Source organism: Pantoea sp. CCBC3-3-1 (assembly GCF_007981265.1).
Lineage (GTDB): Bacteria > Pseudomonadota > Gammaproteobacteria > Enterobacterales > Enterobacteriaceae > Erwinia.
Genome location: NZ_CP034363.1, coordinates 3,033,413 through 3,058,938 on the forward strand (window position 1 = coordinate 3,033,413; position 25,526 = coordinate 3,058,938).

Sequence of the window (25,526 nt, forward strand, 5' to 3'; positions counted from 1 at the left end):
CTCTTCAGGTTGGTATTTAGAAGTCGATAAGTACGCTTTTATAACGCTGGCAGGCTTCAAAGGCCTGACGGCCTAAGTCTTTGCCGATACCGGAACCTTGAAAGCCGCCGGTAGGAATGATGAAATCGCCCGAGCGGCCGTAACGGTTGATCCAGACGGTACCCGCTGCAATGCCGCGCATGGCACGTAAAGCGCGATCGATATTTTTGGTATGAACACCGGCGCACAGGCCGTAAGTAGGATGAGAAGCCAGCGCCAGCCCTTCTGCTTCGTCATCGAAGATTTGCACGGTCAGCACCGGTCCAAAAATTTCTTCCTGCACCGCAGGGCTGTCCGGCGAGACGTTCGCCAGCAGCGTAGGCTGCCAGAAGTGGCCGTCACCGGTATCGGCAAAGCGCTTGCCGCCCACCAGGATCTCGCCGCCCTGGCGAACGGCCGCAGCAATAACCTGCTCGACTTTGCTGGCCTGACGGCGGTCAATCAGCGGCGCATAGCGGCTGTTTTCATCCCAGGTCAGACCGGGACGAAAGCCCTGACAGCCGGCAATCAGCTCGCTGATTAACGCATCGGCGATGCCGCGCTGTACCACCAGTCTGGTGCCTGCCACGCACGCCTGACCGCCGTTGGCGGTGAAGCCCCGCAGGATACGCGCGGCAACATCAGCCGCATCGCCGGCATCATCAAATACCAGCTGCGGACTTTTACCGCCCAGCTCAAGCGTCACCGGCTTCATGCCGTTATGGGCCGCGTCGCTCATAATTCGGGCGCCGGTCTGTGTCGATCCGGTAAAAGAGACTTTGCGCACTAAAGGATGGGCAACGAGGGCGCTACCGGTCACCGCGCCGCTACCCTGCACGATGTTCAGCACGCCCGCCGGCAGTCCAGCCTGTACCGCCAGTTCAGCCAGACGCACGGTGGAATAAGGCGTCAGCTCCGAGGGTTTGAGCACCACGGCATTTCCTGCTGCCAGCGCCGGGCCACATTTCCATGAGGCCATCGACAGCGGGAAATTCCACGGCGTTATCGCGCCAATCACGCCGTAAGGTTCAGCCACCAGCATCCCTAAGCTGGCGTCACGAGTTGGTAACACATCGCCGCTATATTTATCTGCACATTCGGCATAAAAACGGATCGCTTCGGCAGTAAACGGGATTTCATGGGCAGTTACGTCATGAATCGGACGCGTGGATCCCAACGCTTCAAGCAGCGGAAGCTGGCTGTCGGTTGCAATAAGATCGGCCCAGCGTTTCAGGATTGCGCCACGCTGCCGTGGCGGGCAGCTGCTCCAGCCGCTCTCTCTGGCTGCCCGATCGGCTGTAGTTACCGCTTCGTCGACCAGCGCGGCACTGGCTTCCGCCAGCTCGCCCGCATGGCTGCCATCTGAAGGCCGCTTTACGCTAAACAGCGCGCCCGAATCGGTACGCAGTTCACCCAAAATGTAGTGACCAGCAGGTAAAGCAACTTTATCAGGATCGAAACTTAACATGGCTGAATCCTTATTTTTCGGCGAGACGAGGAAATAATTCACTGACGCCTACAATGCAATATTTCTGCGGTACTTATTCACTTAATGCAGAAAGTATGCCAGCCAGTAAAAAAATTAAAATGCGTAAAAACGAGTGGAAAAAAATTTTATGCCGTAATCACCACTGAAAATCGCATGACGCCAACCTCGAGGTAAATTAATGATTTACAAGTTATTTGCCGTCGCACCATTGCGGAGCGAAAAGAAAATAAATTGCACCAATAATGAGAAACAGCAGTGAAAATAAAAACGCTGGCGGATTATGTCAGCATAAAAAAAAAGCCCACCTCAGATTAAGAGCGTGGGCTTTTTTAAATTTTAGCTTTCAGCGATTACAGACTGCCGAAGTGGAACGCTTTAATTTCCAGATATTCTTCAATGCCGTGATGGGATCCTTCACGACCGATACCGGACATTTTAATCCCACCGAAGGGTGCAACCTCCAGCGAAATGGCGCCCGTATTATAGCCGACCATGCCAAACTCCAGCGCTTCACCCACACGCCACGCCCGGCGCATATCTTCCGTGAAGAAGTAGGCGCCGAGGCCATAAGGCGTTTCGTTTGCCATCGCAATGGCTTCTTCTTCGTGGTCGAAGACAAACAGCGGCGCGACCGGGCCAAAGGTTTCCTCATGGGCAATACGCATTTCAGCGGTCACGTCGCCCAGCACCGTCGGCGCAACAAACGTGCCCTCTGCGCGACTGATGCCGCCGGTCAGCACGCTTGCGCCAAGGCTGACAGCATCTTCGATATGCGCATTCACTTTACTGACTGCCGCCGCGTTGATTAATGGGCCTAGCGTGCTTCCTTCGCTAAAGCCGTCACCCACTCTCAGCTTCGCGACTTCCGCTAATAACCGTTCGACAAAGCGAGGATAGATGCCGCGCTGCACAAGAATGCGGTTGGCACAGACGCACGTTTGCCCGGCGTTGCGGAATTTACTGACCATGACACCGGCAATGGCGATATCCAGATCGGCGTCATCAAAGACGATCAGCGGCGCGTTACCGCCCAGCTCCAGGCTGAGGCGTTTAATACTCCCGGCACTCTGCTGCATCAGCAGTTGGCCGACGCGGGTCGAACCGGTGAAGGAAATTTTACGCACTTTACGGCTGTCGGTCAGCGTAGCGCCAATTTCCTGCGGCAGCCCGGTGAGAACTTGCAGCACGCCAGCCGGGAAGCCCGCTTTTTCCGCCAGTGCCATCAGCGCCAGCGCCGACAGCGGCGTCAGTTCTGAAGGCTTGACGATGATGGGGCAGCCTGCCGCCAGCGCTGGCGCAACTTTTCGGGTGATCATCGCAATCGGAAAATTCCACGGCGTGATGGCTGCGGCAATCCCTACCGGCTGCTTGATGACCAGAATGCGGCGATCGCTGGCGGGTGCCGGGATCGTTTCACCGTAAATGCGCCGGGCTTCTTCGGCAAACCATTTAACAAAGCTGGCACCGTACAGCACTTCCCCTTTTGCTTCGGCCAGCGGCTTGCCCTGTTCCGCAGTCATTATCGCGGCCAGATCGTCGCTGTTATCGAGGATCAGCTGATGCCATTTTTCCAGCAGCTGCGCGCGCGCGGCATTGGGCGTTTTTGCCCAGCCGTGTCGTACTGAATCAGCAAATTCAATGGCTCGCGCCGTTTCCTGTGCGCCCAGGGCCGGAATGGTTGCCAGGACTTCGCCGCTGGCAGGATTGATTACCGGCAGCGTTTCGCCGTTATCTGCCCCGAGCCAGCTGCCCGTAAAGCAGGCCTGCTGTTTCAGCAACTGCGGATCGTTCAAGCGTTGAGTCAACATATCATCCCCTCTGAGTAATCACTTTACTCTACCGGCATCGCTTCAGCGGATGCTGCGTTATGCGCAGAAGCCATGCCGCAGTCAGCAAGATTTGCGAGGCGAAACGAAATTTTATGCTGCAAGCATGTAAGACCAGATATTCAGCTGCGAGAAAGTTCACTAAAGATAAACGCAGCCGGAAAAAGGGTTTGTCGTTTCCCGGCACAATAAGGAAAACTCTCTCACGTCCATTATTTGTAAAGTTAGTCTAACCAACTTGACCAAACCATAAGCGAGGATTAAGGTGAAAAAATGTTCAATTCGCAGTGCGAGAGTATTATGGAAAAAATTAACATCTATGACGCCAAAACCCACCTCTCCAGGCTTGTGCAGGAGGTTGCCCGCACAGGTGAACCTGTCGTCATTGCAAAAAATGGCCAGGCGTTAGTAAAAATCGTTGCCTACAGGGAAGAGAAGCCTAAACGCCAGCTGGGTTTTCTTAAGGGTAAAGGCAGCATTCCGGACAATTTTGATGAGATGGATTGCCCAGAGATTCAGGATGCATTTGAGGGAAAATATTCGTAATGGAACTACTACTGGATACTAACATCTTGTTGTTTATGGCTTTTGCGCCTGAAAGGCTCAATGCGGATGTCACTGATTATCTGGAAGATACTGAAAACACTCTCTGTTTCAGCGCGGCCAGTATCTGGGAGATAGTGATTAAGCGTGCGCTAAACAAGCCTGATTTTTCAGTGAATCCTGCCGAGCTAAGAAACGGATTGTTTGCGGCTGGGCTGATAGAGATAGCGGTAAAAAGCGAACATGCCTTACTGGTCGCCGATCTGCCAGAAAAGCTGCATAAAGATCCCTTTGACCGATTGCTGGTCGCGACGGCAAAGCACGGCCGAATGCCGCTGGTCACTAACGACAGCAAACTTATTGCGTCCGCAGACGACTACATCACCCTTGTTTCAAACCGCTGAAGCATCCTTGCCGACAGGCTGCCGCACTGACGGACAGCCTTGTCGCTGTTGCTTTCAGGTGGAAATTTTCCGGTCAGATCTGGAAGTCGATAACCGGTTCAGGCACATCGTTTACTGACAGCGCCTGGCGTTTAATCTCTTCCAGCGAAAGATTAGCGTTACAGAGTTCAAGGAATTGCCAAACGTAGTTGCGTTGCAGCTGCCCGCGCTTCAGTCCCAGCCAGACGGTGTTGGATTCAAACAGGTGTTTGGCTTCCAGTCTGGTCAGGGAAGAGTGCTCATCCAGCTGGCAGGCCTGATCGGCCAGTACGCCCACGCCCAGCCCAAGCTCGACGTACGTTTTTACCACGTCAGAATCCTGAGCGCTCAGCACGATATCTGGCGTCAGTCCCGCCGCATGAAATGCCCGGTCAACACGCGAACGGCCGGTAATGCCCTGGCGGTAGGTAATCAACGGATAGCGGCTCAGTGCAGCCAGTGAAACAGGCTGTTCCTGCTCCAGTTCGTGTCCCTTTGGCACCAGCAGCGCATGATGCCAGCTGAACCAGGGGAAAGCAGCAAGAGAAGGGTTATTAACTACCTGCTCGCTGGCAATCCCGATATCGGCTTCCCCGGCCACCAGCATGGAGACGATTTCCTGCGGCGAGCCCTGATTTAATTCAAGGCGAACGTTGGGATAGAGCGCGCGAAAAGCCTTGATCACTTTCGGCAGGCTGTAGCGTGCCTGAGTGTGCGTGGTGGCGATAGTCAGCACCCCACTGGATTCATTGGTGAACACGTCGGCCAGGCGACGGACCTTCCCTGCTTCATCGAGAATGCGTTCGGCAATATTCAACAGCGCTTTACCGGGTTCGGTCATACCGAGCAGACGCTTACCGCGGCGGATAAAGATCTCCACGCCCAGTTCATCTTCCAGATCGCGTATATGGCGACTGACCCCGGATTGGGAGGTGAACAGCGCATTCGCCACTTCGGTAAGATTAAACTCGCAGCGTGCCGCTTCCCTGATGATCTTAAGTTGCTGAAAATTCACGTGCGCTCCTCCCTCTGTTATCTGTTGGTTTAGGTCATGTTAATGACGCTTATTGATAGCAACAAATAATAAAAAGAGGTTTTATATGCTTTTTAGCGATAAAGAAGTGAGGCGCGCGGTGGCGCGCCCAACGAGATTAGCTCACTAACATCAGTTCGCGATCTTCAACCATCGGCTTGTTCAGCAGCGACAGCAGAATATTTTTTACGGCCTGGGCCGATGGAGAAAGAGGCAGGCGGGCGGAGACGTTTAGCGACAGCGGCAGATTCAGCGTCGGACTGTTAATGCGCGCCATCCAGGCGTTGGTAGAACTGACCAGCGCGCGGGCGGCTGACTCAGGCAGAACGGTCACGCCCATTCCGCTGGAGACGGCGGCGGTTAGCGTTGCGATAGACTCAATTTCACCGATGATTCGGGCGCTAAGGCGGCGCAAGGAAAATGCCTCGTCGACGCGCTTACGCACTGCGCTGTAGTCACGCGGCAGGAACAGGTTCATGGCTGCCACATCGGCCAGATCAACATTTTGTCCCGGGCAGTCGCTGGCACCAACCAGATAAAGTTCCTCTTTCATCAGCGGCGTGCTGGTGATCCCTGCCGTTGGCGCCCGGTCGTAAAGCACAGCCATATCAAGCTGGCCATTCATCACTTTTTCGTTTAGTGATGTGCCGCTGTTTTCGTGTAGATAAACCAGGATATCTGGAAACTGTTCACGTACGGTGTGCAGCAACGGCATGGTAAGCGATGAGGCTGCCGTGCCGGGAGCCAGCCCGATAGAGACCTGTCCATTCAGCGCCTGGCCTGCATTAATGACTGCCGTTTGTGCCTGTTCACACTGCCGTAAAATGGTACGGGCATGAGCATAAAGAATTTTGCCGGCTTCCGTTGGAGTCACGCCACGCTTGGTACGGATCAGCAGTTGCTGGTCCAGTTCATTCTCCAGCGTCGCGACCTGCTGACTGAGTGCAGGCTGTGCAATATGCAGCACTTCTGCTGCCTGAGTCAGGCTGCCGATATCGACGATTTTTACAAAATACTTCAGTCGTCTTAAGTTCATTTTGCCTCCGTCACGGATCCCGAATGCCATTGCTATGGCGGTAAGAAATAAGTTTTCTCTCTGGTACGGGAATGTTATTGCAAGCGTCATGCCAGAAGTTGCCAAATAAGCACCCGGCAATGCGTAAGGTCGCTAACAGGCGGTTTAATAAGAGAATCTGATTATCACCGGGGGAGTAATCAATTTTATTCATAGTGTGGAGGAAAAGGCGCAACATGGGTCTGCACTGCGATGGTGCGAAAAATGCTATCAGGGTGTGCATGTTAACGTTTACACCTGCGCGTTTGTATAACCTCTCTGCCCGGAAACCGACCTTTTGGCGTTGAAAAGCTCATGAAAGCCGGAGCACGCGCGTCTCCGGCAGACTTTCAGACAGGATCAGCGTTTTTTACGGTTGCGGTACATATCGATTGAAACGGCGCTGACAATGATGATGCCTTTGATAATGTCCTGCACGTAAGCGTCTACACCCACAAAGGTGAACCCGCTTTTGATCAGCCCTAAAATCGCTGCGCCGATCAGCGTTCCGGTAATCCGCCCTACGCCCCCCATTAAACTGCTGCCGCCAATCACCGTTGCGGCAATGGCATCCAGTTCGTACGACATACCCATGCTGGACTGTCCGCTACTGACGCGCGCTGCCAGCACCACGCCGGCCAGCCCGGACAGGCCGCCTGCAATGGTATAGACGATCACCAGGTATTTATTGACGTTAATACCGGAGACTTTCGCCGAGGTCATGTTGCCGCCAATGGCGTAAACATATTTACCGTAGCGGGTATGTTTGAGCGCGATATGAAAGATCACCGCAACCACCAGGAAGATGATAACCGGCATCGCCCCCTGACCAATGGCCGTAAAGCTGTCGGAGAGAAAGCTGATGGGATTGCCCTGCGTATAGTACTGCGCCAGGCCGCGGGCCGAGACCATCATGCCCAGCGTAGCAATAAAGGGGGGAATACCGGTTTTAGTAATTAATACGCCGTTCACTACACCACAGAGGAAGCCAACCCCAATGCCCGCGACTATCGGTACAACGGCAGGCATATTGACCAGCGAGGGAAACATCGGCGACAGACTGTCGGAGGTCTGCGCCAGGCTGGCGGCCACTACCGCCGCTAAAGCAATCACCGAGCCTGAAGAAAGGTCGATGCCGGTGGTGATAATGACCTGCGTCACTCCAACGGCAATAATGCCGATAATGGCCACCTGTAAGATAATCAGTACCAGCCGATTAGGATTCATCAGGAACGACTGGTCGCGAACGTACCAGCCAAATCCTTCAAAAATCAGCGCGATGCCGATCATCACCAGAAAAATGCCGGTATCTTTTGGCAATTTACCTTTCAGACTGCTGATAAAAGAAGCCGAGGGCTGCCGCTCAGTATTCATTTTTACATCACTCATAACTTAACCTCACACCTTATTCGGATGCCAACGACAGTATGGTTTCCTGATCGGCTTCTTCTTTATTGAGGATGCCGGTGATGCGACCGCCGTGCATCACCATCACCCGGTCACTCATGCCCAGAATTTCAGGCAGCTCTGAAGAGACCATAATGATGGCGACACCGCGGTTCGCCAGTTCGCTAATCAGTCGGTAAATTTCCGCTTTGGCACCCACATCGATACCGCGCGTTGGCTCATCCAGAATCAGGACTTTTGGCTGAGCCAGCAGCCAGCGGGCAATCAACACTTTTTGCTGGTTGCCGCCGCTGAGGTTATTGATAATTTGATCCATCGTGGGCGTTTTAATATTCAGCCGGCGGATCTGCTCCATGCAATCTTTCGCCATCTGCATATGGCTGACGAAGCCCGCTTTGCTGCTGTATTCCGGCATGTTGACGATGCTCATGTTTTCCATTACCGACAGCACCAGAAACAGCCCGGACTTCTTGCGATCTTCGGTAAGAAACGCCAGCCCCTTTTCAATTGCCGTTGAAGGAGAATCGATGTTAACCGGCACGCCATCAATCAGGATTTCGCCGCCGTCCAGGCTGGTCATGCCAAACAGGCTTTCCATCACTTCACTGCGTCCCGCGCCAACCAGGCCGGCAACGCCGAGGATTTCTCCTCTGCGAACGCTGAAGTTGATGTCATGAAAAACATCTTTGCGATGCAGGTTGCGTACGGTCAGGACATCTTCACCGATATCATTATTGAATTTTGGGAACAGCTGGGTCAGCTCGCGTCCCACCATTTGGGTGATTAACGACTGGCGGGTATAGCTTTCGGTGGTATTGCTGGCCACCCATGCACCATCGCGAAAAACGCTTACTTCGTCGGTGATAGTAAAAATCTCATCCATTTTGTGGCTGATATAGATGATGGCTTTGCCCTGCTCACGTAAATCGCGAATGATGGCGAACAGATGCGAGACTTCTGTTTCGGTCAGCGCTGAAGTCGGTTCATCCATAATCACCACATCCGCATTCCACGAGACCGCTTTGGCGATTTCGACCATCTGCTGTGCCGCAATACTTAAATCTCCCACCTGCTGTTCGGGCTTCAGGCGGATATTCAGCTTACTTAGCAAATCACGCGTTAGCTTGTTCAGCTTTCCGTGGTCGACGAAACCGTATTTCATCGGCTCGCGGCCCAGCCAGATGTTTTCGGCCACGGTCATATAAGGCACCAGGTTGAGTTCCTGATGGATCATTGAGATCCCGGAACGTAGCGCATCCAGCGTGTCCTGAAACTGCACCGCCTCACCTTTAACCCGGATCTTGCCCTCATCGGGTCGATAAATCCCAATAAGGCATTTCATCAGCGTCGATTTCCCCGCCCCGTTCTCACCCATCAATGCGTGGACTGTGCCCGCCTTAACGCGCAGAGAGACATTATTTAAGGCTTTTACGCCCGGGAAAAACTTGCTGATCCCTTCGGCTTCCAGCGCATATGCGACCATATATCACCTCGGGTTATTTCTGATTCATGGTGGTGAACTTCGCCATATTTTCTTTGGTAATCAGCTGGAATGGGATATCGACAAGCTTCTGAGCATTTTCACCTTTCGCCAGTTTGACCGCCGTCTGCACCGCGCCTTCGCCCTGCCCTTTGGCATCCTGGAAAACGGTAGCGACCATTTTGCCATTTTTGATCATCTGCAAGGCGTCAGGCGTACCATCCACACCGGCAACCAGGATGTGAGACGCATTTTTCCCCAATGCCTGAAGGGCACCGATGGCCATTTCATCATTGTTAGCCGCGATAGCCTGGATATCGTCACCGGCGGTCAGCCAGTTACTGACCACATCGACGGCATCGTTACGGGTGAATTTAGCGGTTTGCTGCTGGGTGATTTTCAGGCCGGGATAGTTAGCGATTACGGCTTTAACGCCTTTCGTACGCTCACGAGTAGATTCGTTCGCCAAATCGCCTAACAGAATGGCGACGTTGCCTTTGTAATTGAGGTTTTTCGCCAGCGCTTCCATTTGCAGACGACCGGCCAGCTCGGAATCCGAACCGACGTAGGCCATTTTGCCAGTCAGTTCTGCCGCGGGGCGACGGTTAACAAAGATGAGCGGAACCCCTGCCTTACTGGCCTGATCCATAATCGGCTTAACCGCGTTGGTATCGACCGGGTTAACGATAATGGCATCAACGCCCTGCCCGATAAAATTCTGTACCTGCTGTAACTGTTGAGCGACATCCCCTTTGGCATCTTCGATTTGGCCTTTAACCTGCTCTTTCTGCATCTCCTTTTGCATTGAGGTGCGAACTATCGTCAGAAAGTTGTCATCGAACAAGGCCATCGATACGCCGATCTGGAGATCTTTCGCCAGGCAGACAACCGGTAACAGACACACTAACAGCGATGCTAAAATCTTGTGTTTCACGTTCATGGCAGGGCCCTTTTATCGTTAGCATGCGCGGCTGGCTGGACCTCGAATGAAAGATATCTTTTACATTCACTCAACTTCACCGGCGACTTTATGAGAATCCACAGGTTTTAAAACGTCTTGCAAGCGTCGCTACAGAGCGAGTGATCTTACATTTAATCTTTTTTAATCAATAAATTAAATTCAAAATGGCGTTTCACTTTTTGAGGCTTTTCTGAAGCTCACGGCAAGCCAGTTTGTTTGTTTCATAATTAACACGTTTGAAACATTTACTATGAAAGCACCGAAATGGCTGTTTTAAAAATGACAAATAACGAAAATTTGACAGACCTCTAACATCAGTGCGGCAATCGCATCAAAGTGGGATCTGGCGCATGAGATTGGATTTTGTTCATTCGGGCGGCAAAAACGGCAGATTGCTGGTTTTACAGGCGTTCAGACGGGAAAGTTGCAATCGCCCTTTGACATCCTTCGGGGCCATCGCTAATATTCGCCCCACTAACCGATTCCTCTGTAGTTCAGTCGGTAGAACGGCGGACTGTTAATCCGTATGTCACTGGTTCGAGTCCAGTCAGAGGAGCCAAATTCGAGAAGCCTGCTCAGGAAACTGAGCGGGCTTTTTTCTTTTCTGACATCTGTTCAAATGTTCCACAACAAATGTTCAATGACAGTCAACACCACAGAGAATAACTCACAGGGAAAGCAAGCCGCGATGCGTCATCATTCTTTTATCAGGCGAAGCCTGTTCTCTCTTTAATAAACTCTGATTGTGATGATGCCAGCCTGAAATGGGCAAGCGGGTAACTGATACCCACCCCGGACAACATTGCCTGACAAAAAAGCGCAATCAGTATCTCCTGCCAATGATATCGACCTGCTGATGCCTTATTTAACGCCGTAAAGCGTCAAAATATGACGTTAAAGCGAATCACTGTTAATAACGAATAAACAACGCCCTTTAAGGTCGCGTTTATTTTAACAACATTCCCAATCCGGGTTGATAAATAACCTTAAGCCTGGATATGGATAAACTTTGCCATAATTAGTATTTCCCCTCGCAATAACCCTTTGTTATTCCTTTGGTTCCTGTTTGTATTGCTTTGAGAACCACCGTGGAAATTTACTGGTATCTGACCGCGCCAGACGGTCATCAACCCTGGGCCGCCTCCGGCAGCCGGCAGGTCAACTACGCCTATTTCCAGCAGGTCGCCCGCGCGGTAGATCATCTGGGTTTTACCGGCGCGCTGCTGGCGACCGGTGCACATGATCCCTGGATTCTGGGGGCGTCACTTATTCCCTATACCGAACGCATGAAATTCCTGATTGCTATCCAGCCGGGTCTGATCTCACCCACCCTGCTTGCCAAAATGGCCGTGACGTTTAACCAGTTTTCGAAAGGCCGGGTGCTGCTCAACGTGGTCAGCGGTGATAAAAATACGCTGGGCGCTTACGGCATGCACCTGGATCATGATGCCCGATATGATCTCAGTGACGAATTTTTGCAGGTGTTACGTCCCCTGCTTAATGAAGAAAATGTCAGCTTCAAAGGGGAACACCTGGATATTGAGAACGCCAGGCTGGCATTGAGCAATGGCGGATATCCCCCGCCACCGCTGTGGTTTGGTGGCTCCTCTGAAGCGGCACAGGAAGTCGCGGCAAAGCACATCGACACCTATCTCTCCTGGGGGGAAACACCGCCGCAGGCCGCAGAGAAAATCGCCCAGGTGAGAGCCAGAGCCGATAAACACCATCGCCAGTTACGCTACGGCATTCGTCTTTATGTGATCGTGCGTGAAACCGATGAGCTTGCGTGGCAGGCGGTAGACGCGCTTTATGCCTCGATGGACGACAGCGCCATTGCCGCCCGGCAGCACCTGGCCCGCGGTTCAGACTCCGTAGGCCAGTCCCGTATGAGTGCTCTGCACAATGACCAGAAACCCGCCGATCCGCGCGAGCTGGAGATCTACCCCGGACTGTGGGCGGGCATTGGCCTGGTGCGTCCCGGACCTGGCACCGCTATCGTCGGCAGTCCGGAAACGGTAGAACGCACCCTGCGAGCCTATCAGCAGGCGGGGGTTGAGGTGTTTATCCTGTCCGGTTTCCCCTTACTGGAGGAAGCCTATCGCTTTAGCGAACTGGTGATGCCACGACTGTCACTCACCCCGCCGGATGACGCGGCAAAGAATACCTTTACCTGGGGAAATCTGTGGGATCGTCCGGTCGGAAGTGGAGATCCAGCGCAATGAAAATCCGTCTGGGAAGCCATCCCAGTAATCTCTCGCTGTTTATTCTGCGCCATCGCGGTGTCATCGAACCTGCCGCCAGAGACCGGGGCTGGCAGCTGGAATGGTTCGACTATACCCAGGGCGCACGCAGCGGCGAGTGGCTGGTTGATGAACAGGTCGATGTGGTTGGCACCGGATCAACCCCGCCAATAAGTGCGCAGGCCACCGGGCTGGACGTCGCTTATCTCGCCAGCTCGCCGCCTCGTAATAACAACTGCGCGTTGCTGACATTGCAAAGCAACGCTATCTCCTCGCTGCGTGGTAAGCGACTGACGGGCATGCCCGGTTCTTTCACCGATCATTTTCTGGCGCGTCTGCTGCAAAAACAGAACCTGCGCCGCACCGATGTCACCCTGCTGGACCTGCAGGGGCAGGATGCCATGACTGCCTTACTCAATGGCGACATTGATGGCTGGCTGGCAATCGATCCCTGGCTGACTCGGGCGTTACAGATAAAGGATGTCGTTGCGCGCTCCGCCGTCGGCGATGAAATCATTAACCGTTCACTGTTCTGGACGCGTGCCGCCTGGCAGCAACGCTACCCCGAAGTCGCCGCCTGGATCGTGAAACAGTTGCGCGTAAATGATGCCTGGATTGAGCAGCATCCGGTAGCCGCCGCGCAGATTCTTGCCGACAAGCTCAACCCGGCCATCCTGCCTGATGAGTGGCTGAAAACAATACGCGGGCGTCCCTGGGGTATCACCCCTGCCAGTGACGCTCTGTTAGCCGAACAGCAGCAGCAGGCTGACGATCTTTTTGCCGTGGGTTTCATCCCGATGGCTTTATCCCTGAACGCCAGGAGACAGATATGACCCGCTGGATACCCCGTACCGCTGTTGCTGCACTGATACTGTGTGCCGGGATGGCAATGGCGACTGAACCGCTCACGCTGCGCATTGGTTTTCTGCGTGGCCCCACGGACTTAGCGCTGGCTAAAGAGAAAGGAACGCTGGAAAAAGCGCTGGCCGCGCATCAGGTGAACGTCGTCTGGTCGGGCCCGTTTGCGGCTGCCGCCCCTGCTTATGAAGCGTTAAATGCCGGTTCAATTGACATGACCACCGGCAGCTCCACAGCGTTTGTTACCGCCATCGCTGCGGGTTTGCCGTTGCGTTTTTTTGCTTATCAGGCCATGCCCGCCGAAGGTGAAGGGATTGTGGTACGCAATAGCAGTGATATCCATTCATTGCAGGATCTGCGCGGCAAAAAGGTGGCGGTGAATAAAGGCGGGACCGGCGAGTATCTGCTCTCACGCGCGCTGGATCGTGCCGGGATTCCGGAGCAGGAGGTGACCAAAGTTTATCTCAGCCCTTCCGACACCGGTACGGCATTTGTGGGGGGACATGTCGATGCCTGGGCGACATGGGACCCCTTCCTCTCTCTGGCCAGACAGAGTTATGACGCCCGCCAGCTGAGTACGGGTCAGCAGATTGGTTCGGAAAATGCAGCAGGTTATTTCGTCAGCGAGGCGTTTTATCAGGCGCACCCCCAAGTGCTTAACTGGGTTTATGACGTATTGCAGCAAGAGAACCACTGGGCCAAAGCCCATCCGCTTGAGGCAGGTAAGATCTGGGCTTCACAAATGGGGCAGCAGGGAAACACACTGGCGGCACTGCTGGGCAAGGTCAACACCGTTCCCATCACGCCGGTCGATGACGCCGCGATAACCCATATCGGGCATATAGCCGACTGGTATAAGCAACAGGGTCTGATTGTCAGCCATCCAGATATTCGCCAGCATGTCGTCACGCTGACGCCTTAAAGCCCCGTTATGAGTGAAACAGAATGACGCAACCGGCTATCTCGCATATCTCGTTTCTGACACCCGGGAATTATCCTGATGATGCTCCGCTTCAGGGTCTTGAACAGACGTTGCAGCTGTTCGAACGCGGTGAACAGCTGGGTTTTAACGGTGCATGGGTACGACAGCGTCATCTGGAGCATGGCGTATCGTCAGCCAGCACCTTTCTCGCGGCCGCCACGCAACGTACCCGCCAGATAGAACTGGGCAGCGCCGTGATTCAGATGGGTTATGAGAGTCCATTTCGTCTGGCCGAAGATCTGGCGACAGTGGATATTCTCGCAAGGGGACGGTTGAATGTCGGCCTGAGCGCAGGCGCGCCCAATCATCTTGAGTTAATCGGTCATTCTGTCTGGGGTGATGCCTGGCAGCAGCAGGATTTTTCTTACCAGCGCGTCCTGACTCTGCGCGATAACCTGAGTGGCCGGTTCTTCGGCGATGATAATACGGTCATTCTCTCACCCGGTAATACGCAACGCCCGCGTGTTCAGCCCTTTGCCGCCGGTCTGGTCGACAGATTGTGGTACGGCGGAGGATCACTTCGCTCGGCGCGCTGGGCAGGCAGCCACGGGTTTAATCTGCTCGCAGGCAATCTCACCTCCGGTGAAGAAACGGACGATTTTTACCAGGCGCAGCGGGCACAAATCCAGCTGTATCGTGAAAACCTTGCGGCTTCCGGTCGGCGTGCGGCGCGCATCGCCCTGGGACGCGTCATCATTCCCACCGACAGTGCGGATGCCACCACCCGCAGACATTATCAGCAGTTTGCCGCCAGCCGCTATCCACGCACTCTGGCACCTCAGGGCTCCCGACGCACCTTGTTCTCTCAGGATATCGTGGGCAGTGCGGAGCAGATTATCGAACGGCTGTTCCACGATCCCGTCTTACGTCTGGTGAATGAGCTGAGAATCGAACTGCCTTATGAATTGCATTATGCGGAGTACAGCCAGATTATTAGCGATTTTGCGACGCTGATTGCGCCAGAGCTGGGCTGGACAGCACTGCCGCATGTCTCACACGTTGGGCCCGACTGAAATCCACAATGAAAGTCAGCGGCAAATGTCCTTTCCGCGGCATTCCGGCTTAACGCGTTAAAAATAGCACGGACGTCCGGATTCGTAACCGCTCTTTTTATTGTGCCGTAACGTTGATCTGAGTCGCATTCTTGTAATAAAGAAAATTATTTCCAAGCTTATCCATAAATAACATAAGGACATTTCGTTATTTGTTATAGCGTTTGATTGTTAGACACCGGATCCGGGGAAGATTAATTTTCAGTTTTTGTAAATGAACATTGCCATTATATTTTTGAGGGATCTCTTTTGGTCAGTTTAATAAGCAAACAAAGCATGCAGTTCAGACTTAAAATAGCACTCTTCAGCAGTCTGGCAGCTTTCAGCGCCATGACGTTTGCCGACGATGTCCTAAAAGAGGGTATCACCCCGGCCACCGATTCCAGCCAGATTCCGGCAGCGGCGAAATTGCGCAAAGACACGGTGGTCGCGGGCATTTCTGAACCTCAGGGGATTTTTAACCCTTACTTTTTTGTCAACGGCTGGGATGAAAATGTCACCAACGTCATTTTTTCACGCCTGATTGACTGGGACAGCCACGGCAATCTGGTGCCGGGTCTGGCGGAAAGCTGGTCGGTAAGCCCGGATAACAACGTCTATACCATTAAGCTACGCCCCGATCTGACGTTCAGCGACGGCTCCCCACTCACCGCCAAAGACGTCGCCTTTACCCTTACCGTCCTGTACGACCCGAAATATGATGGTGACACCGACATCACCCTCGCGAATATTGCCGGGGGCGCGGAATATAAAGCAGGTAAAGCCGACAGCGTCAGTGGCCTGAAAGTCATCGATCCCCTCACGCTCCAGATCACCACCACACAACCCGGCGCAACCACACTGGCAAAAATTGGCGGGCCGGTGCTGTCGGAAGCTTATTACGGCAAAGGCTATCAGCGTGGCAATCTTGACTATCTGCGCACACTGCATGGCAAACCGCTGGGCAATGGCCCCTATGTCTATGACAAATACATCCCCGGGCAGGAAATTCGTTTTCATGCCAATAGCCACTTTTATCGTGGCACACCGCCAACGCCTCGTTTTATTTATCGCGTCACTAACCCCTCAACCAATTTCCAGTTGTTCCAGACCGGTGAAACGGATTACGACGCCTTTACTTCACGACCGGATGATATTGAACAGCTGAAACTGCTCGGCTTTGCCAATATCAACCTCTACGGGTCCAGTGATTACAGTAAAGTCGAGTTCAACGTTCGCCGCCCGGCGTTGCAGGACGCGAAGGTGCGTCAGGCGCTGATTTATGGGCTGGATCGTCAGAAGCTAATTGATGTGGTGTACCAGGGGTATGGCAAGGTTGCTATCGAACCTATCGCGCCCATCTCCTGGGCATATAACCCGGACGGCGTGAATCCCTACAAATACGATCCGGCACAGGCGAAAAAATTGCTTGATGAGGCGGGCTGGAAACCCGGTTCCGATGGTATTCGCGTAAAGGACGGCAAACGTCTTGAACTGACCTTACTGGCAAGCAAAAAAGTGCTGAACGACGCGCTCATCCCGATCGCCAAAGAGGACTGGCAACAAATTGGCGTGCTGCTGAAACCCCAGGTGGTGGACTTCAATGCGCTGATGGCCCAGCGCAAAGCGGGCAATTACGACCTGGCGTCCTTTAGTACCAGCACGTTAAACGATCCGCATGACGGGGTATGGGATTACTACAGCACCGAGGCTAAGGAGTCCGGCTATAACAATCCTCAGGTGGATAAGCTGATTAATGAAGGCAATGCAGTGCTGGATGTGGCACAGCGCAAACCGATTTACCACCAGCTGTACAAAGTGCTGGCAGATGACCCACCGGTGATCCTGCTCGGCTATCGCCAGATTCTCTCCGCCAGCAGCGCCCGCGTGACCGGCTTTAAACCGGATATCTATAACGGCCTGACCGGCAGTCTGCCGGACGTCAAAATCGTTAAGTAACCTTGCCCACTGTTCAGCCGTCGAGACTTCCTGACGGCTGATATGAGAAGACCATGAGAAATTTTATCCTGAGGCGGCTGCTGAACACCCTGCCCATGCTGCTGTTTGCCTCTTTTATCATCTTTATGTTGTTTGCAAAGACACCCGGTGACTTTATTGATGGCAACGTGACGCTGACCGCCGCACGCGCGGCTGAGCTGAAGGCGATTTACGGCCTTGATCAGCCGCTGCTCACCCGCTATCTGCACTGGCTCGGCCAGCTGTTACGGGGTGATTTGGGTTTCTCACTGCAATACCAGATTCCTGTCACTCAGTTGCTCAACCAATACGTCTGGAATTCCTTCCTGCTCGCCAGTGTCGCGCTGGTGTTTTACTGGGGAATTGGCCTTGCCGCCGGTATTGCGTCGGCAATCAAACCCAACTCGTGGTTCGATCATCTGGTCAGCGTGCTGGTGTTTGCCGCAATGTCTTTTCCAACCTTTTTTCTCTGCCTGCTGTTAATCAAATGGTTCGCGGTAGATCTGCACTGGTTGCCGGTCGGCGGCATGACCAACACCGGCAGTGATGACAGCGGCTGGGCCTATATTGTGCAGGTGGCGGCCCACCTGATGCTGCCGGTGCTGGCACTGGTGATGTTGCAGGCGGGCAGCCTGACGCGCTATTTTCGCGCCAGCATGCTCGACGTCATCAAAATGGATTTTATCCGCACTGCCCGGGCAAAAGGTTTACGCGAACGCACGGTGATCATGAAACATGCGTTACGCAATGCGCTGCTGCCGATCATTACCCTGCTCGGCTTTGAGCTGCCGGGATTGTTCTCGGGTGCCCTCATCACCGAAAAAGTCTTCAACTGGCCGGGTGCAGGACATATCCACATCGATTCGCTCGCTGCCCGTGACTATCCGGTGCTGATGGGTTTCACGCTGTTTCTGGCGGTATTAACTATCCTCGGCAATCTGCTGGCCGACGTGCTTTACGCGTGGGCTGACCCGCGTATTCGGGTGAGTTCATGATGATCAGTTCACTTTTTTCCACGCAACGCCGCCTGCGCAAAGCGGTAATACCGGCACTGGCCCAGGCCACGACCTCACCGTGGCGTCAGGCATGGCAGGCATTACGGCGCAATCCTCTGGCGATGGTGTGCCTGGTTTTACTGATTGTCATGGCGATCTGGTGCGTGCTGGGGCCGATCTGGTCGCCGTGGCAGAATGACGCCACGGATGCCCTGATGATCAACAAACCGCCAGGGGTGCAGCACTGGCTGGGAACCGATTTCCTGGGGCGGGACGTCTACACCCGTTTACTTCTTGCCGGGCGCATTTCGCTGACCATTGGCCTGCTGACGATGTTGCTGTCGGTGGCGCTGGGTTATCTGCTCGGTGCCGTATCGGGCTACGCGGGTGGCCTGACCGACAAGCTGATTATGCGTCTGGCCGATCTGGTCATGACTATTCCCAGCCTGCCGCTGCTGATTGTCGCCGGCGCCATGCTGTCGGAGCTCGATTTCTCTGCGGATGCGCGCATCTATATGGTGGTCATCATGCTGAGCCTGCTGGAGTGGCCTAAACTGGCGCGGCTGGTGCGTGGGCAAATCCTTTCGCTGCGCGAGCGTGATTTTATGCTGGCAACGCAGGTACTGGGGCTGTCATCACGTCGCCGCCTGTTTGGTCATCTGCTGCCCAATACCATCCCGATTCTGGTGGTCATGGCGACGATGGCTGTGGCGAACGCCATTCTGAGCGAGTCGGCGCTGAGCTATCTCGGTCTTGGCGTCGTCCCGCCGACCCCCTCCTGGGGCAATATGATGGATGCCGCCAATAGCCTGATCGACTTCCAGCGTCGCCCGTGGCTGTGGATGCCACCGGGCATCGCCATCTTTATCACCGTGGTTGCCATCAACGTACTGGGCGACGGCTTGCGTGATGCGCTCGATCCCCGCATGAAACGGAGCCAGAAATGAGCCAGCCACTGATCACCTTCGAACAGTTATCCGTCTCCTTTGCCGCCGAACAGGGGCGTGTGCAGGCCGTGCAGGAGGTCTCCTTTACTATTCATGCCGGACAGACCCTGGGTATTGTCGGCGAATCCGGCTGTGGCAAAAGCGTTACCGCCATGTCGCTGATGGGACTGTTGCCGCCGCAGGCCGCACGTATTGACGGCGGAGCCATCCGCTTCCAGGGGCAGGATCTGCTTACACTCAATCCCGCCAGGATGGCCGACCTGCGAGGCAACCAGCTGGCGATGATTTTTCAGGAACCAATGAGCGCCCTGAATCCGGTGCTGACCATTGGCGAGCAGCTATGTGAGCCATTGATTCGCCATCGGGGGGAATCACCTAAAGCCGCCTGGCAGCAGGCGATCGCGCTGATTAGCCGCGTCGGGCTGGCGCGCGCGGAGAGTCTGATGACCCGCTACCCGCACCAGCTTTCCGGCGGCATGCTGCAACGCATCATGATTGCGATGGCACTCAGCTGCCAGCCGAAACTGCTGATTGCCGACGAGCCAACCACCGCGCTGGACGTCACCGTTCAGGCCCAGATTCTGCGTCTGCTGCGCGATCAGGCCCGTGCCAGCCAGATGGCGCTGATGCTGATCACCCATGATCTGGGCGTCATTGCCCGGATGGCGGAGCAGGTAGTCGTGATGTATGCCGGGCGGGTTGTTGAATACGGCCCCACCGCAGAGGTACTGCGTAATCCGCTGCATCCCTATACCCAGGGCTTGATCGCCTCCCGACCGGTTCCCGGCGAGCGGCGACGTCGGCTCTACTCCATCCCCGGCCAGGTGCCGGACCTTGCCGCGCTGCCCGCATTCTGCGCTTTTTTTGACCGCTGCGATCGCGCCAGTGAAATCTGCCGGGCAGGCATACCGCCGCTGGTGGGTACAGCGCGGCAGGCCGCCTGTTTTCACCGTGAAAAAGTGGAATCTTTCGCATGAGTTCTGAATACATAATTGAAGTGGACGCGCTGAAGAAGCACTTCCCGATACGCGATGGCCTGTTTGGTCAGGAAACCGGGCAGCTTCGTGCCGTTGACGGTGTCAGCTTTCGCATCCGCCCGGGTACCATCTTCGGTCTTGTCGGCGAATCCGGCAGCGGCAAAACTACCGTAGGCCGCACAGTGCTGGGGTTACATGATAAAACCGCTGGCACGATTAAGTACCGGGGGCAGGACCTGTCGACGCTGACGGCGCGGGAAATGCAGTCACTGCGGCCCAAAATCCAGCTGGTGTTTCAGGATCCCTACAGCTCCCTCAATCCGCGTATGCGTATCGGCGATGCCATTGGTGAGGCGCTACTGGCGCATAAACTCTGCACCCGAGCGGAGTTGTACGACAGGGTAATCGCGGTGATGAAGATATGCGGGTTGGCTCCACAGCATTACCCGCGTTTCCCGCACGAATTCTCGGGGGGACAACGCCAGCGCATTGGCATTGCACGGGCACTGATTCTCAACCCGGACTTTATTATCGCCGATGAGCCAATTTCAGCGCTGGATGTCTCCATTCAGGCGCAGATCATCAACCTGTTTTCCGATCTGCGCGATGACCATGGCGTCACCTTCCTGTTTATTTCGCACGATCTCGGCGTGGTGGAACATCTTTGCGATGACGTGGCTGTGATGTATCTCGGGCAACTGGTGGAGACAGCCAGCCGCGACGCCCTGTTTAGTCAGCCGCTGCATCCCTACACACAGGCGCTACTGGCCGCCGTACCGACGCTCGACCCACAACATGAACCCATCGCGGTGATTAACGGGGAGATTCCGGATCCGTCACGGCCTCCCTCCGGCTGCCGCTTCTCGTCACGCTGCCCGCAGGCAGAAGCGCAGTGCCGTGAGACGGTGCCGGAATTACGTGAAGTGTCGCCAGGGCACCGGGTGGCGTGTCATTTTATTCAGTTTAACAAAGATTAAGCCTCACCAGACATCGCAAAGAGATGGCAATGGCGGTCACTTAATCTCAGTGATATCCGATCCCCAGCTTTGATCACGCTGTCACCCGGCAGGCGTCGCGTCAGCAGTTCTTTGATGCCGGGGATCTGATGATATGACAAGATTTCGTGGCCGGTTTTTTATACCAACACCGCATCAAAAATCAGGTAGTACAGCTTTTCATTGGTCAGAATGAGATGTTCAGGCCAAAACCTATTTCAGAAAATCGACAACCCAAATTAAATTTTAAATGAATTTTCATAATCTTCACCATGTAATTAAACACATTTGAATGCATCTTTTAAACACCCCCAATTTTAGATTAACGCTTTGTTAATACCTCCCAAAAAACAACCTTACGCTGCAGTATTTTTACAAAATGAGCACCACATATGCCTATTACCGCCAATAGCAACACACCAGAAAACATCGTTGACAGGCTCATATTGACGGAGCTGGAAGCAATTAAATATCCCAAACCCTGTTGAGCTGACAAAAACTCGGCAACAACGGCTCCAATTAACGCCAGTGAAACACCAATCTGTAATCCAGAAAATATTTCACTGGCAGCCGATGGAAGTTTCACATGAATCAATAAGTAAACTTTCGAAGCTGAAAATGCCCGGCAGGTATCTAACAATTCATTATCCGTGCGACGAATGCCATTTACGGTATTAACGAACAACGGGAAAAAACACACGAGAGTGACCAAGACTACTTTGGAGGCGATGCCAAAACCGCACCACACCAGAATAATGGGACCTAATGCGACTTTGGGCATCGCCTGCAAGGCGACCAGCAGCGGATAAACAAATCGTTCAAAGGTAGTGGATTCAGCCAGAACGATGCCGAGAGCGATAGCCAACAGACTTCCAAAGGTATAACCCAAGGCAATTTCACTTAATGTTGCAGCAATATGCGGCCAGATACTGGCATCCGCGAACCCCTGATAAAGGGCTGAGAACACCGCAGCTGGGCCGGGCAGAAGATAATCAGGAATAGCAAAAAGCCGTACCGAAAAGTCCCACAGCAGTAGCAGCACCGCCAAACTGATGGTCGGGCAAAGGAATGGCATAATCTTACGCATGAGTAAAATAGCTCCTCAAATGCTGGCATAACTGCATAAAGTCCCGGTCGGCAAGCGTTTCAAGCGTTCGCGGACGCGGCAACGGAATGGTTAAATCTTCAACCAGCGTGCCAGGCCGTGGCGACATCACCAGCACGCGGTCGGCAAGAAACACCGCTTCCTGAATACTGTGGGTGATGAACAGCACGGATTTGCGCTGCTGTTCCCAGATACGCTGTAACTCCAGCATTAACGTTTCTCTTGAGAGCGCATCCAGTGCCGCAAAGGGTTCATCCATCAGCAATAGCTGCGGGTCATGTAAAAGCATTCGTGCAATACCCACTCGCTGTTGCATTCCGCCGGAGAGCTCAAAAGGATAGTTCGCTGCAAATTCCGCCAAGCCCACCAATTCCAGCATGTGGTAGGCCCGCAAGCGCGCTGGCACGATAGCCAGACCCAGTGTACGCGCCGGTAGCAGTACATTTTCTAGCACCGTTTTCCATGGCAACAGATTAGGCTTCTGGAAGACCACGCCGGTCTGTTTACCTGGACCTGACAGGGGATGGCCGCCAAGGGTTATCTCCCCACCACTGGCGGGTAATAATCCCGCCGCAAGTTTGAGTAAGGTCGATTTGCCGCAGCCAGAAGGACCCAGAATGGCCACAAACTCCCCTTCCCGCACGGATAAATTCACGTTCGACAAGGCTTGGATCGTGCCACGACGTGTCGGATATGTAAGTTCAATATCCCGAAGTTGCAGTGCCTCAATCATGACTGAGCCGATGTTGCAGCAGCTAAAAATACCAGTACCCGCTCCCAACTACGTTGGTTGGCTCGTGCATTTTCCAGCGCGGTGCCACCGCCATCAATGACAACGCCGGCCACCGGATGCACACGCGCGATGTCAGTCGTCGGAACACCAGGAAAGCCAATGGCGTGGCCCGCACCGTTATTCTCCACATGTTCCACAGGCCAGCGATGCCGATGAGCCCGCAGCGTTTCTTCAATGCGACGGCAATAATCACGAGAAGGCCAAAACCCGTCATCGCTGCCAGAGATGAGCAGCACCGGTCCGGCAATACGCTCAACAGGGATGCGTGCAGCTGTCAGGCTGGCAGCGTGTTGCTCAACAGCCACGAATGCAGGCGCCTGGCGGATAGGTGCACCGGGCTGCGGTGGATGATCAAAAGCATGCCAATCCGCTGCGGGGTTGTCCTGCCAGATGTTGCGTAAAGGTTGCCCCTGATAGGTCCAGGCGATGGCATCTCTTGGCTCGTCTGGGCGTCCAGCACGTAATGTGCCGTGCACTACAGCACTCGGCACATAACCCATCACCGCTGAAACCAGATCGGGATAAGTTGCACCTAACAGCAGCGCCAGCTCACCCCCTCGTGAGTGCCCTGCCACCGCGATAAAGTCAGCTCGCGGCTGTAATGCTTGCCGAGCCCAAATTAGCGCCTGCTCAAAATACTCAAGCGGCGTTTCGGATATGTAATCAGGTCTGCCTGGCGCTTTGAAATATCCCAGTGCCAGTGATTGATAACCCTGCGCCGCAAACAGCGCCGCACGGGATTCAGGCATACCGCCGCCAGAACCATTAAGCACAATGACCAAGGGGAAAGGCCCGGTGCCTGACGGCGTGAACAGCGTGCCAGACAATCCTTGCTCGCGGACTTCGCGTCGAACAACGCCGTCCGCGAGAATACGCTGCGTAAGTGTTGCCGTAGCGACCTCACCTTTCGCATCATGCAGCTGCAATTGCAATTCGCGCGGCGCCAGACTTTCATTTGAACTGGGATCGTTAGTTCCAGATTGCTTTCGCAACGCCCAAATGAATGCTCCCGGTTCCGCTAGCGACCAGTCCCCCTCAATCGGTGCTGCCGTGTCGAGATTTAACACCCCCGATCCATCGATATCAAAGCGAGCAACACTTTGCCAGATGCTGCCATCAGCATGCACAAAGTCAGTGGTCAGCGTGGCGACGCCTTCAGCCAGACCCACTGCACGAATCTGGCGTGGTCGATCAATCAAATCGTCGGGATGGTCGATGAATAATTGAGCGCTCATTTTGCCTCCTCGGCGCGTTTTTTCAGGGCTTGCTTATCAAAGTCATTAAAAGCGGCGACAAACTGGTTCGAGAAGATGCGATCGACGGGTACGTCAGCGCTGGGGAACTCACCGGCCTGGGCCATGGCGGTGACAGAAGAACGGATCACTTTCAGATCGTATTCACCCGGTCTCCGGCGCGAGCCGTCTTCCCTATAAAGCGTGCGATGCAGACGGCGTGAAAGAAGCGTGGTTGCATCAGCAAGTGCTTTGGCATCGGCATTTGCCGGCTTGTTTTCCGGGTTCTGGCGCCAAAACGCCTGCACGCAATAGGTTGGATTGATTTCACACACATAGTGCGCTTCGGTATAGGCACGGCCGAAGCGGCGGATGAGATCCGGATTATCTTTAAAGGTATCCTCATGGGCGATAAAGCCATTGCCGGCACTTTCCTGAAACACGTCAGGGTAAGCGATACGTCGAATCGGTGTTCCCGACAATTCCAGAATATCGTCCCAGCTACTGTTAAAATTCAGTGCATCGACCCGCTTATTCCGTAAAGCAACAAATCCTGATCCCAGCGCTCCTACGGCGACGAACTGGACATTTTTACCGGGTTGCAATCCTGCCACCTTAAGCGCGGCTCTGCTGTTAGGAATCGTGCCCCACGTCAGTGCGCCTACACCAATATTTTTATCTTTGAGGTCAGATAGCGTTTTAATGGGTGAGTCGGCTAAAACCGCATATTCCATGGTTTGTGATGGCGTGCCGTTATAGAAAAAACGTAACGGAAAAGGATTTTTGCCGCTGAAATAGCTGGATATCACCGGCTCTGAAACAGGAAAACCAAAAGTCACGCGCTTGCTGGCAACTTGAGGTAATAAAGCGCCAGCACCCTGGAACACCACCAGATTTACCGCCAGATTCTGTTGCTTAAACAGTCCCAATTCCTGTGCTGCCGCGTAAGGTGCGCCATCATGTACGGCTAAGGGTATAGCCAGCGCAACCGTTACATTATCAACCGCTTTAGCCGGAACAACACCTGCACATAAAAGCGAAAATAAAACCCACTGCAGTCGCATATTTTATTTCCTGGGTAATGAGTATTGGTCACCAGGGTAAAGGAGTGATTTTGAATCAAGAACAAATAACTTTATCTATTTATGTGCATTTCCTGGA

22 protein-coding genes and 1 tRNA gene are annotated in these 25,526 nt (G+C 54.0%); 12 read left to right on the forward strand and 11 right to left on the reverse strand.

Annotated elements, in window-relative coordinates:
- Positions 1–16 precede the first annotated feature (16 nt).
- Both EHV07_RS14330 and EHV07_RS14335 read right to left on the reverse strand, forming a co-directional pair.
- A complete protein-coding gene (locus EHV07_RS14330) occupies positions 17–1,486 on the reverse strand; it encodes an aldehyde dehydrogenase (RefSeq protein WP_147198689.1) in 1,470 nt (489 codons plus the stop codon).
- Between the two features lie 371 nt (positions 1,487–1,857).
- Positions 1,858–3,315 carry an NAD-dependent succinate-semialdehyde dehydrogenase gene (locus EHV07_RS14335; RefSeq protein ID WP_147198690.1) on the reverse strand — a complete coding sequence of 486 codons (1,458 nt, stop codon included), beginning with the start codon at positions 3,313–3,315 and terminating at the stop codon, positions 1,858–1,860.
- Positions 3,316–3,606: 291 nt separating this feature from the next.
- Between EHV07_RS14335 and EHV07_RS14340 the strand changes: the two genes are divergently transcribed.
- Together EHV07_RS14340 and EHV07_RS14345 are read left to right on the forward strand one after the other, a co-directional pair.
- Positions 3,607–3,879, forward strand: a complete 273-nt coding sequence (locus EHV07_RS14340) for a type II toxin-antitoxin system Phd/YefM family antitoxin (protein WP_254446249.1) — start codon at positions 3,607–3,609, stop codon at positions 3,877–3,879.
- Entirely contained in the window at positions 3,879–4,280 is a 402-nt protein-coding gene (locus EHV07_RS14345) for a type II toxin-antitoxin system VapC family toxin (RefSeq protein WP_147198691.1), read from the forward strand. The genes EHV07_RS14340 and EHV07_RS14345 overlap by 1 nt, the downstream gene beginning before the upstream one ends.
- A 73-nt stretch (positions 4,281–4,353) precedes the next feature.
- On the opposite strand, the gene cbl is transcribed toward EHV07_RS14345, so the two are convergent.
- The 5 genes from cbl to EHV07_RS14370 all read right to left on the reverse strand — a co-directional run bounded on the left by cbl (position 4,354) and on the right by EHV07_RS14370 (position 10,212).
- Positions 4,354–5,313 carry an HTH-type transcriptional regulator Cbl gene (gene cbl / locus EHV07_RS14350; protein ID WP_147198692.1) on the reverse strand — a complete coding sequence of 320 codons (960 nt, stop codon included), beginning with the start codon at positions 5,311–5,313 and terminating at the stop codon, positions 4,354–4,356.
- A 136-nt stretch (positions 5,314–5,449) separates the two neighbouring features.
- The gene (nac, locus tag EHV07_RS14355; protein ID WP_147198693.1) at positions 5,450–6,367 is read right to left on the reverse strand and encodes a nitrogen assimilation transcriptional regulator NAC; all 918 of its coding nucleotides are present in this window, start codon (positions 6,365–6,367) and stop codon (positions 5,450–5,452) included.
- Between the two features lie 378 nt (positions 6,368–6,745).
- Positions 6,746–7,759 (reverse strand): ABC transporter permease, encoded by a 1,014-nt coding sequence (locus EHV07_RS14360; protein WP_371419694.1) that lies wholly within the window; start codon positions 7,757–7,759, stop codon positions 6,746–6,748.
- 31 nt (positions 7,760–7,790) lie between these two features.
- Positions 7,791–9,275, reverse strand: a complete 1,485-nt coding sequence (locus EHV07_RS14365; protein ID WP_147198695.1) for a sugar ABC transporter ATP-binding protein — start codon at positions 9,273–9,275, stop codon at positions 7,791–7,793.
- Positions 9,276–9,288: 13 nt separating this feature from the next.
- Complete coding sequence (locus tag EHV07_RS14370; protein ID WP_147198696.1) at positions 9,289–10,212, reverse strand: sugar ABC transporter substrate-binding protein; 924 nt, start codon at positions 10,210–10,212, stop codon at positions 9,289–9,291.
- Positions 10,213–10,716: 504 nt separating this feature from the next.
- Here EHV07_RS14370 and EHV07_RS14375 point away from each other — a divergent pair.
- From EHV07_RS14375 to EHV07_RS14420, 10 genes are all read left to right on the forward strand, one after another.
- Positions 10,717–10,792 (forward strand) — tRNA-Asn (locus tag EHV07_RS14375).
- Between the two features lie 529 nt (positions 10,793–11,321).
- Positions 11,322–12,455, forward strand: a complete 1,134-nt coding sequence (locus EHV07_RS14380; protein ID WP_147198697.1) for an LLM class flavin-dependent oxidoreductase — start codon at positions 11,322–11,324, stop codon at positions 12,453–12,455.
- The gene (locus tag EHV07_RS14385) at positions 12,452–13,306 is read left to right on the forward strand and encodes an ABC transporter substrate-binding protein (RefSeq protein ID WP_147198698.1); all 855 of its coding nucleotides are present in this window, start codon (positions 12,452–12,454) and stop codon (positions 13,304–13,306) included. Before EHV07_RS14380 ends, EHV07_RS14385 begins: the two co-directional genes overlap by 4 nt.
- Positions 13,303–14,253 (forward strand): aliphatic sulfonate ABC transporter substrate-binding protein, encoded by a 951-nt coding sequence (locus EHV07_RS14390; protein ID WP_147198699.1) that lies wholly within the window; start codon positions 13,303–13,305, stop codon positions 14,251–14,253. The genes EHV07_RS14385 and EHV07_RS14390 overlap by 4 nt, the downstream gene beginning before the upstream one ends.
- Positions 14,254–14,276: 23 nt before the next feature.
- Positions 14,277–15,326 carry an LLM class flavin-dependent oxidoreductase gene (locus EHV07_RS14395; RefSeq protein ID WP_147198700.1) on the forward strand — a complete coding sequence of 350 codons (1,050 nt, stop codon included), beginning with the start codon at positions 14,277–14,279 and terminating at the stop codon, positions 15,324–15,326.
- 315 nt (positions 15,327–15,641) lie between these two features.
- Complete coding sequence (locus EHV07_RS14400; RefSeq protein ID WP_147198701.1) at positions 15,642–17,303, forward strand: ABC transporter substrate-binding protein; 1,662 nt, start codon at positions 15,642–15,644, stop codon at positions 17,301–17,303.
- Positions 17,304–17,356: 53 nt separating this feature from the next.
- A complete protein-coding gene (locus tag EHV07_RS14405; RefSeq protein WP_033783607.1) occupies positions 17,357–18,316 on the forward strand; it encodes an ABC transporter permease in 960 nt (319 codons plus the stop codon).
- On the forward strand, positions 18,316–19,263 hold the full coding sequence (gene opp4C / locus EHV07_RS14410) for an oligopeptide ABC transporter permease (RefSeq protein WP_168199679.1): 948 nt from the start codon (positions 18,316–18,318) through the stop codon (positions 19,261–19,263). Before EHV07_RS14405 ends, opp4C begins: the two co-directional genes overlap by 1 nt.
- A complete protein-coding gene (locus EHV07_RS14415; protein WP_147198703.1) occupies positions 19,260–20,240 on the forward strand; it encodes an ABC transporter ATP-binding protein in 981 nt (326 codons plus the stop codon). Before opp4C ends, EHV07_RS14415 begins: the two co-directional genes overlap by 4 nt.
- A complete protein-coding gene (locus EHV07_RS14420; protein ID WP_147198704.1) occupies positions 20,237–21,217 on the forward strand; it encodes an ABC transporter ATP-binding protein in 981 nt (326 codons plus the stop codon). The genes EHV07_RS14415 and EHV07_RS14420 overlap by 4 nt, the downstream gene beginning before the upstream one ends.
- 340 nt (positions 21,218–21,557) lie before the next feature.
- On the opposite strand, the gene EHV07_RS14425 is transcribed toward EHV07_RS14420, so the two are convergent.
- The 4 genes from EHV07_RS14425 to EHV07_RS14440 form a co-directional block, all read right to left on the reverse strand.
- The gene (locus EHV07_RS14425) at positions 21,558–22,322 is read right to left on the reverse strand and encodes an ABC transporter permease (RefSeq protein ID WP_147198705.1); all 765 of its coding nucleotides are present in this window, start codon (positions 22,320–22,322) and stop codon (positions 21,558–21,560) included.
- Positions 22,315–22,965, reverse strand: coding sequence for an ABC transporter ATP-binding protein (locus tag EHV07_RS14430; protein ID WP_217363412.1), 651 nt, complete (start codon positions 22,963–22,965; stop codon positions 22,315–22,317). Before EHV07_RS14430 ends, EHV07_RS14425 begins: the two co-directional genes overlap by 8 nt.
- A 104-nt stretch (positions 22,966–23,069) precedes the next feature.
- Entirely contained in the window at positions 23,070–24,368 is a 1,299-nt protein-coding gene (locus tag EHV07_RS14435; RefSeq protein ID WP_147198707.1) for an acyl-CoA thioester hydrolase/BAAT C-terminal domain-containing protein, read from the reverse strand.
- Entirely contained in the window at positions 24,365–25,429 is a 1,065-nt protein-coding gene (locus EHV07_RS14440; RefSeq protein WP_147198708.1) for an ABC transporter substrate-binding protein, read from the reverse strand. Before EHV07_RS14440 ends, EHV07_RS14435 begins: the two co-directional genes overlap by 4 nt.
- Between the last annotated feature and the right edge of the window lie 97 nt (positions 25,430–25,526).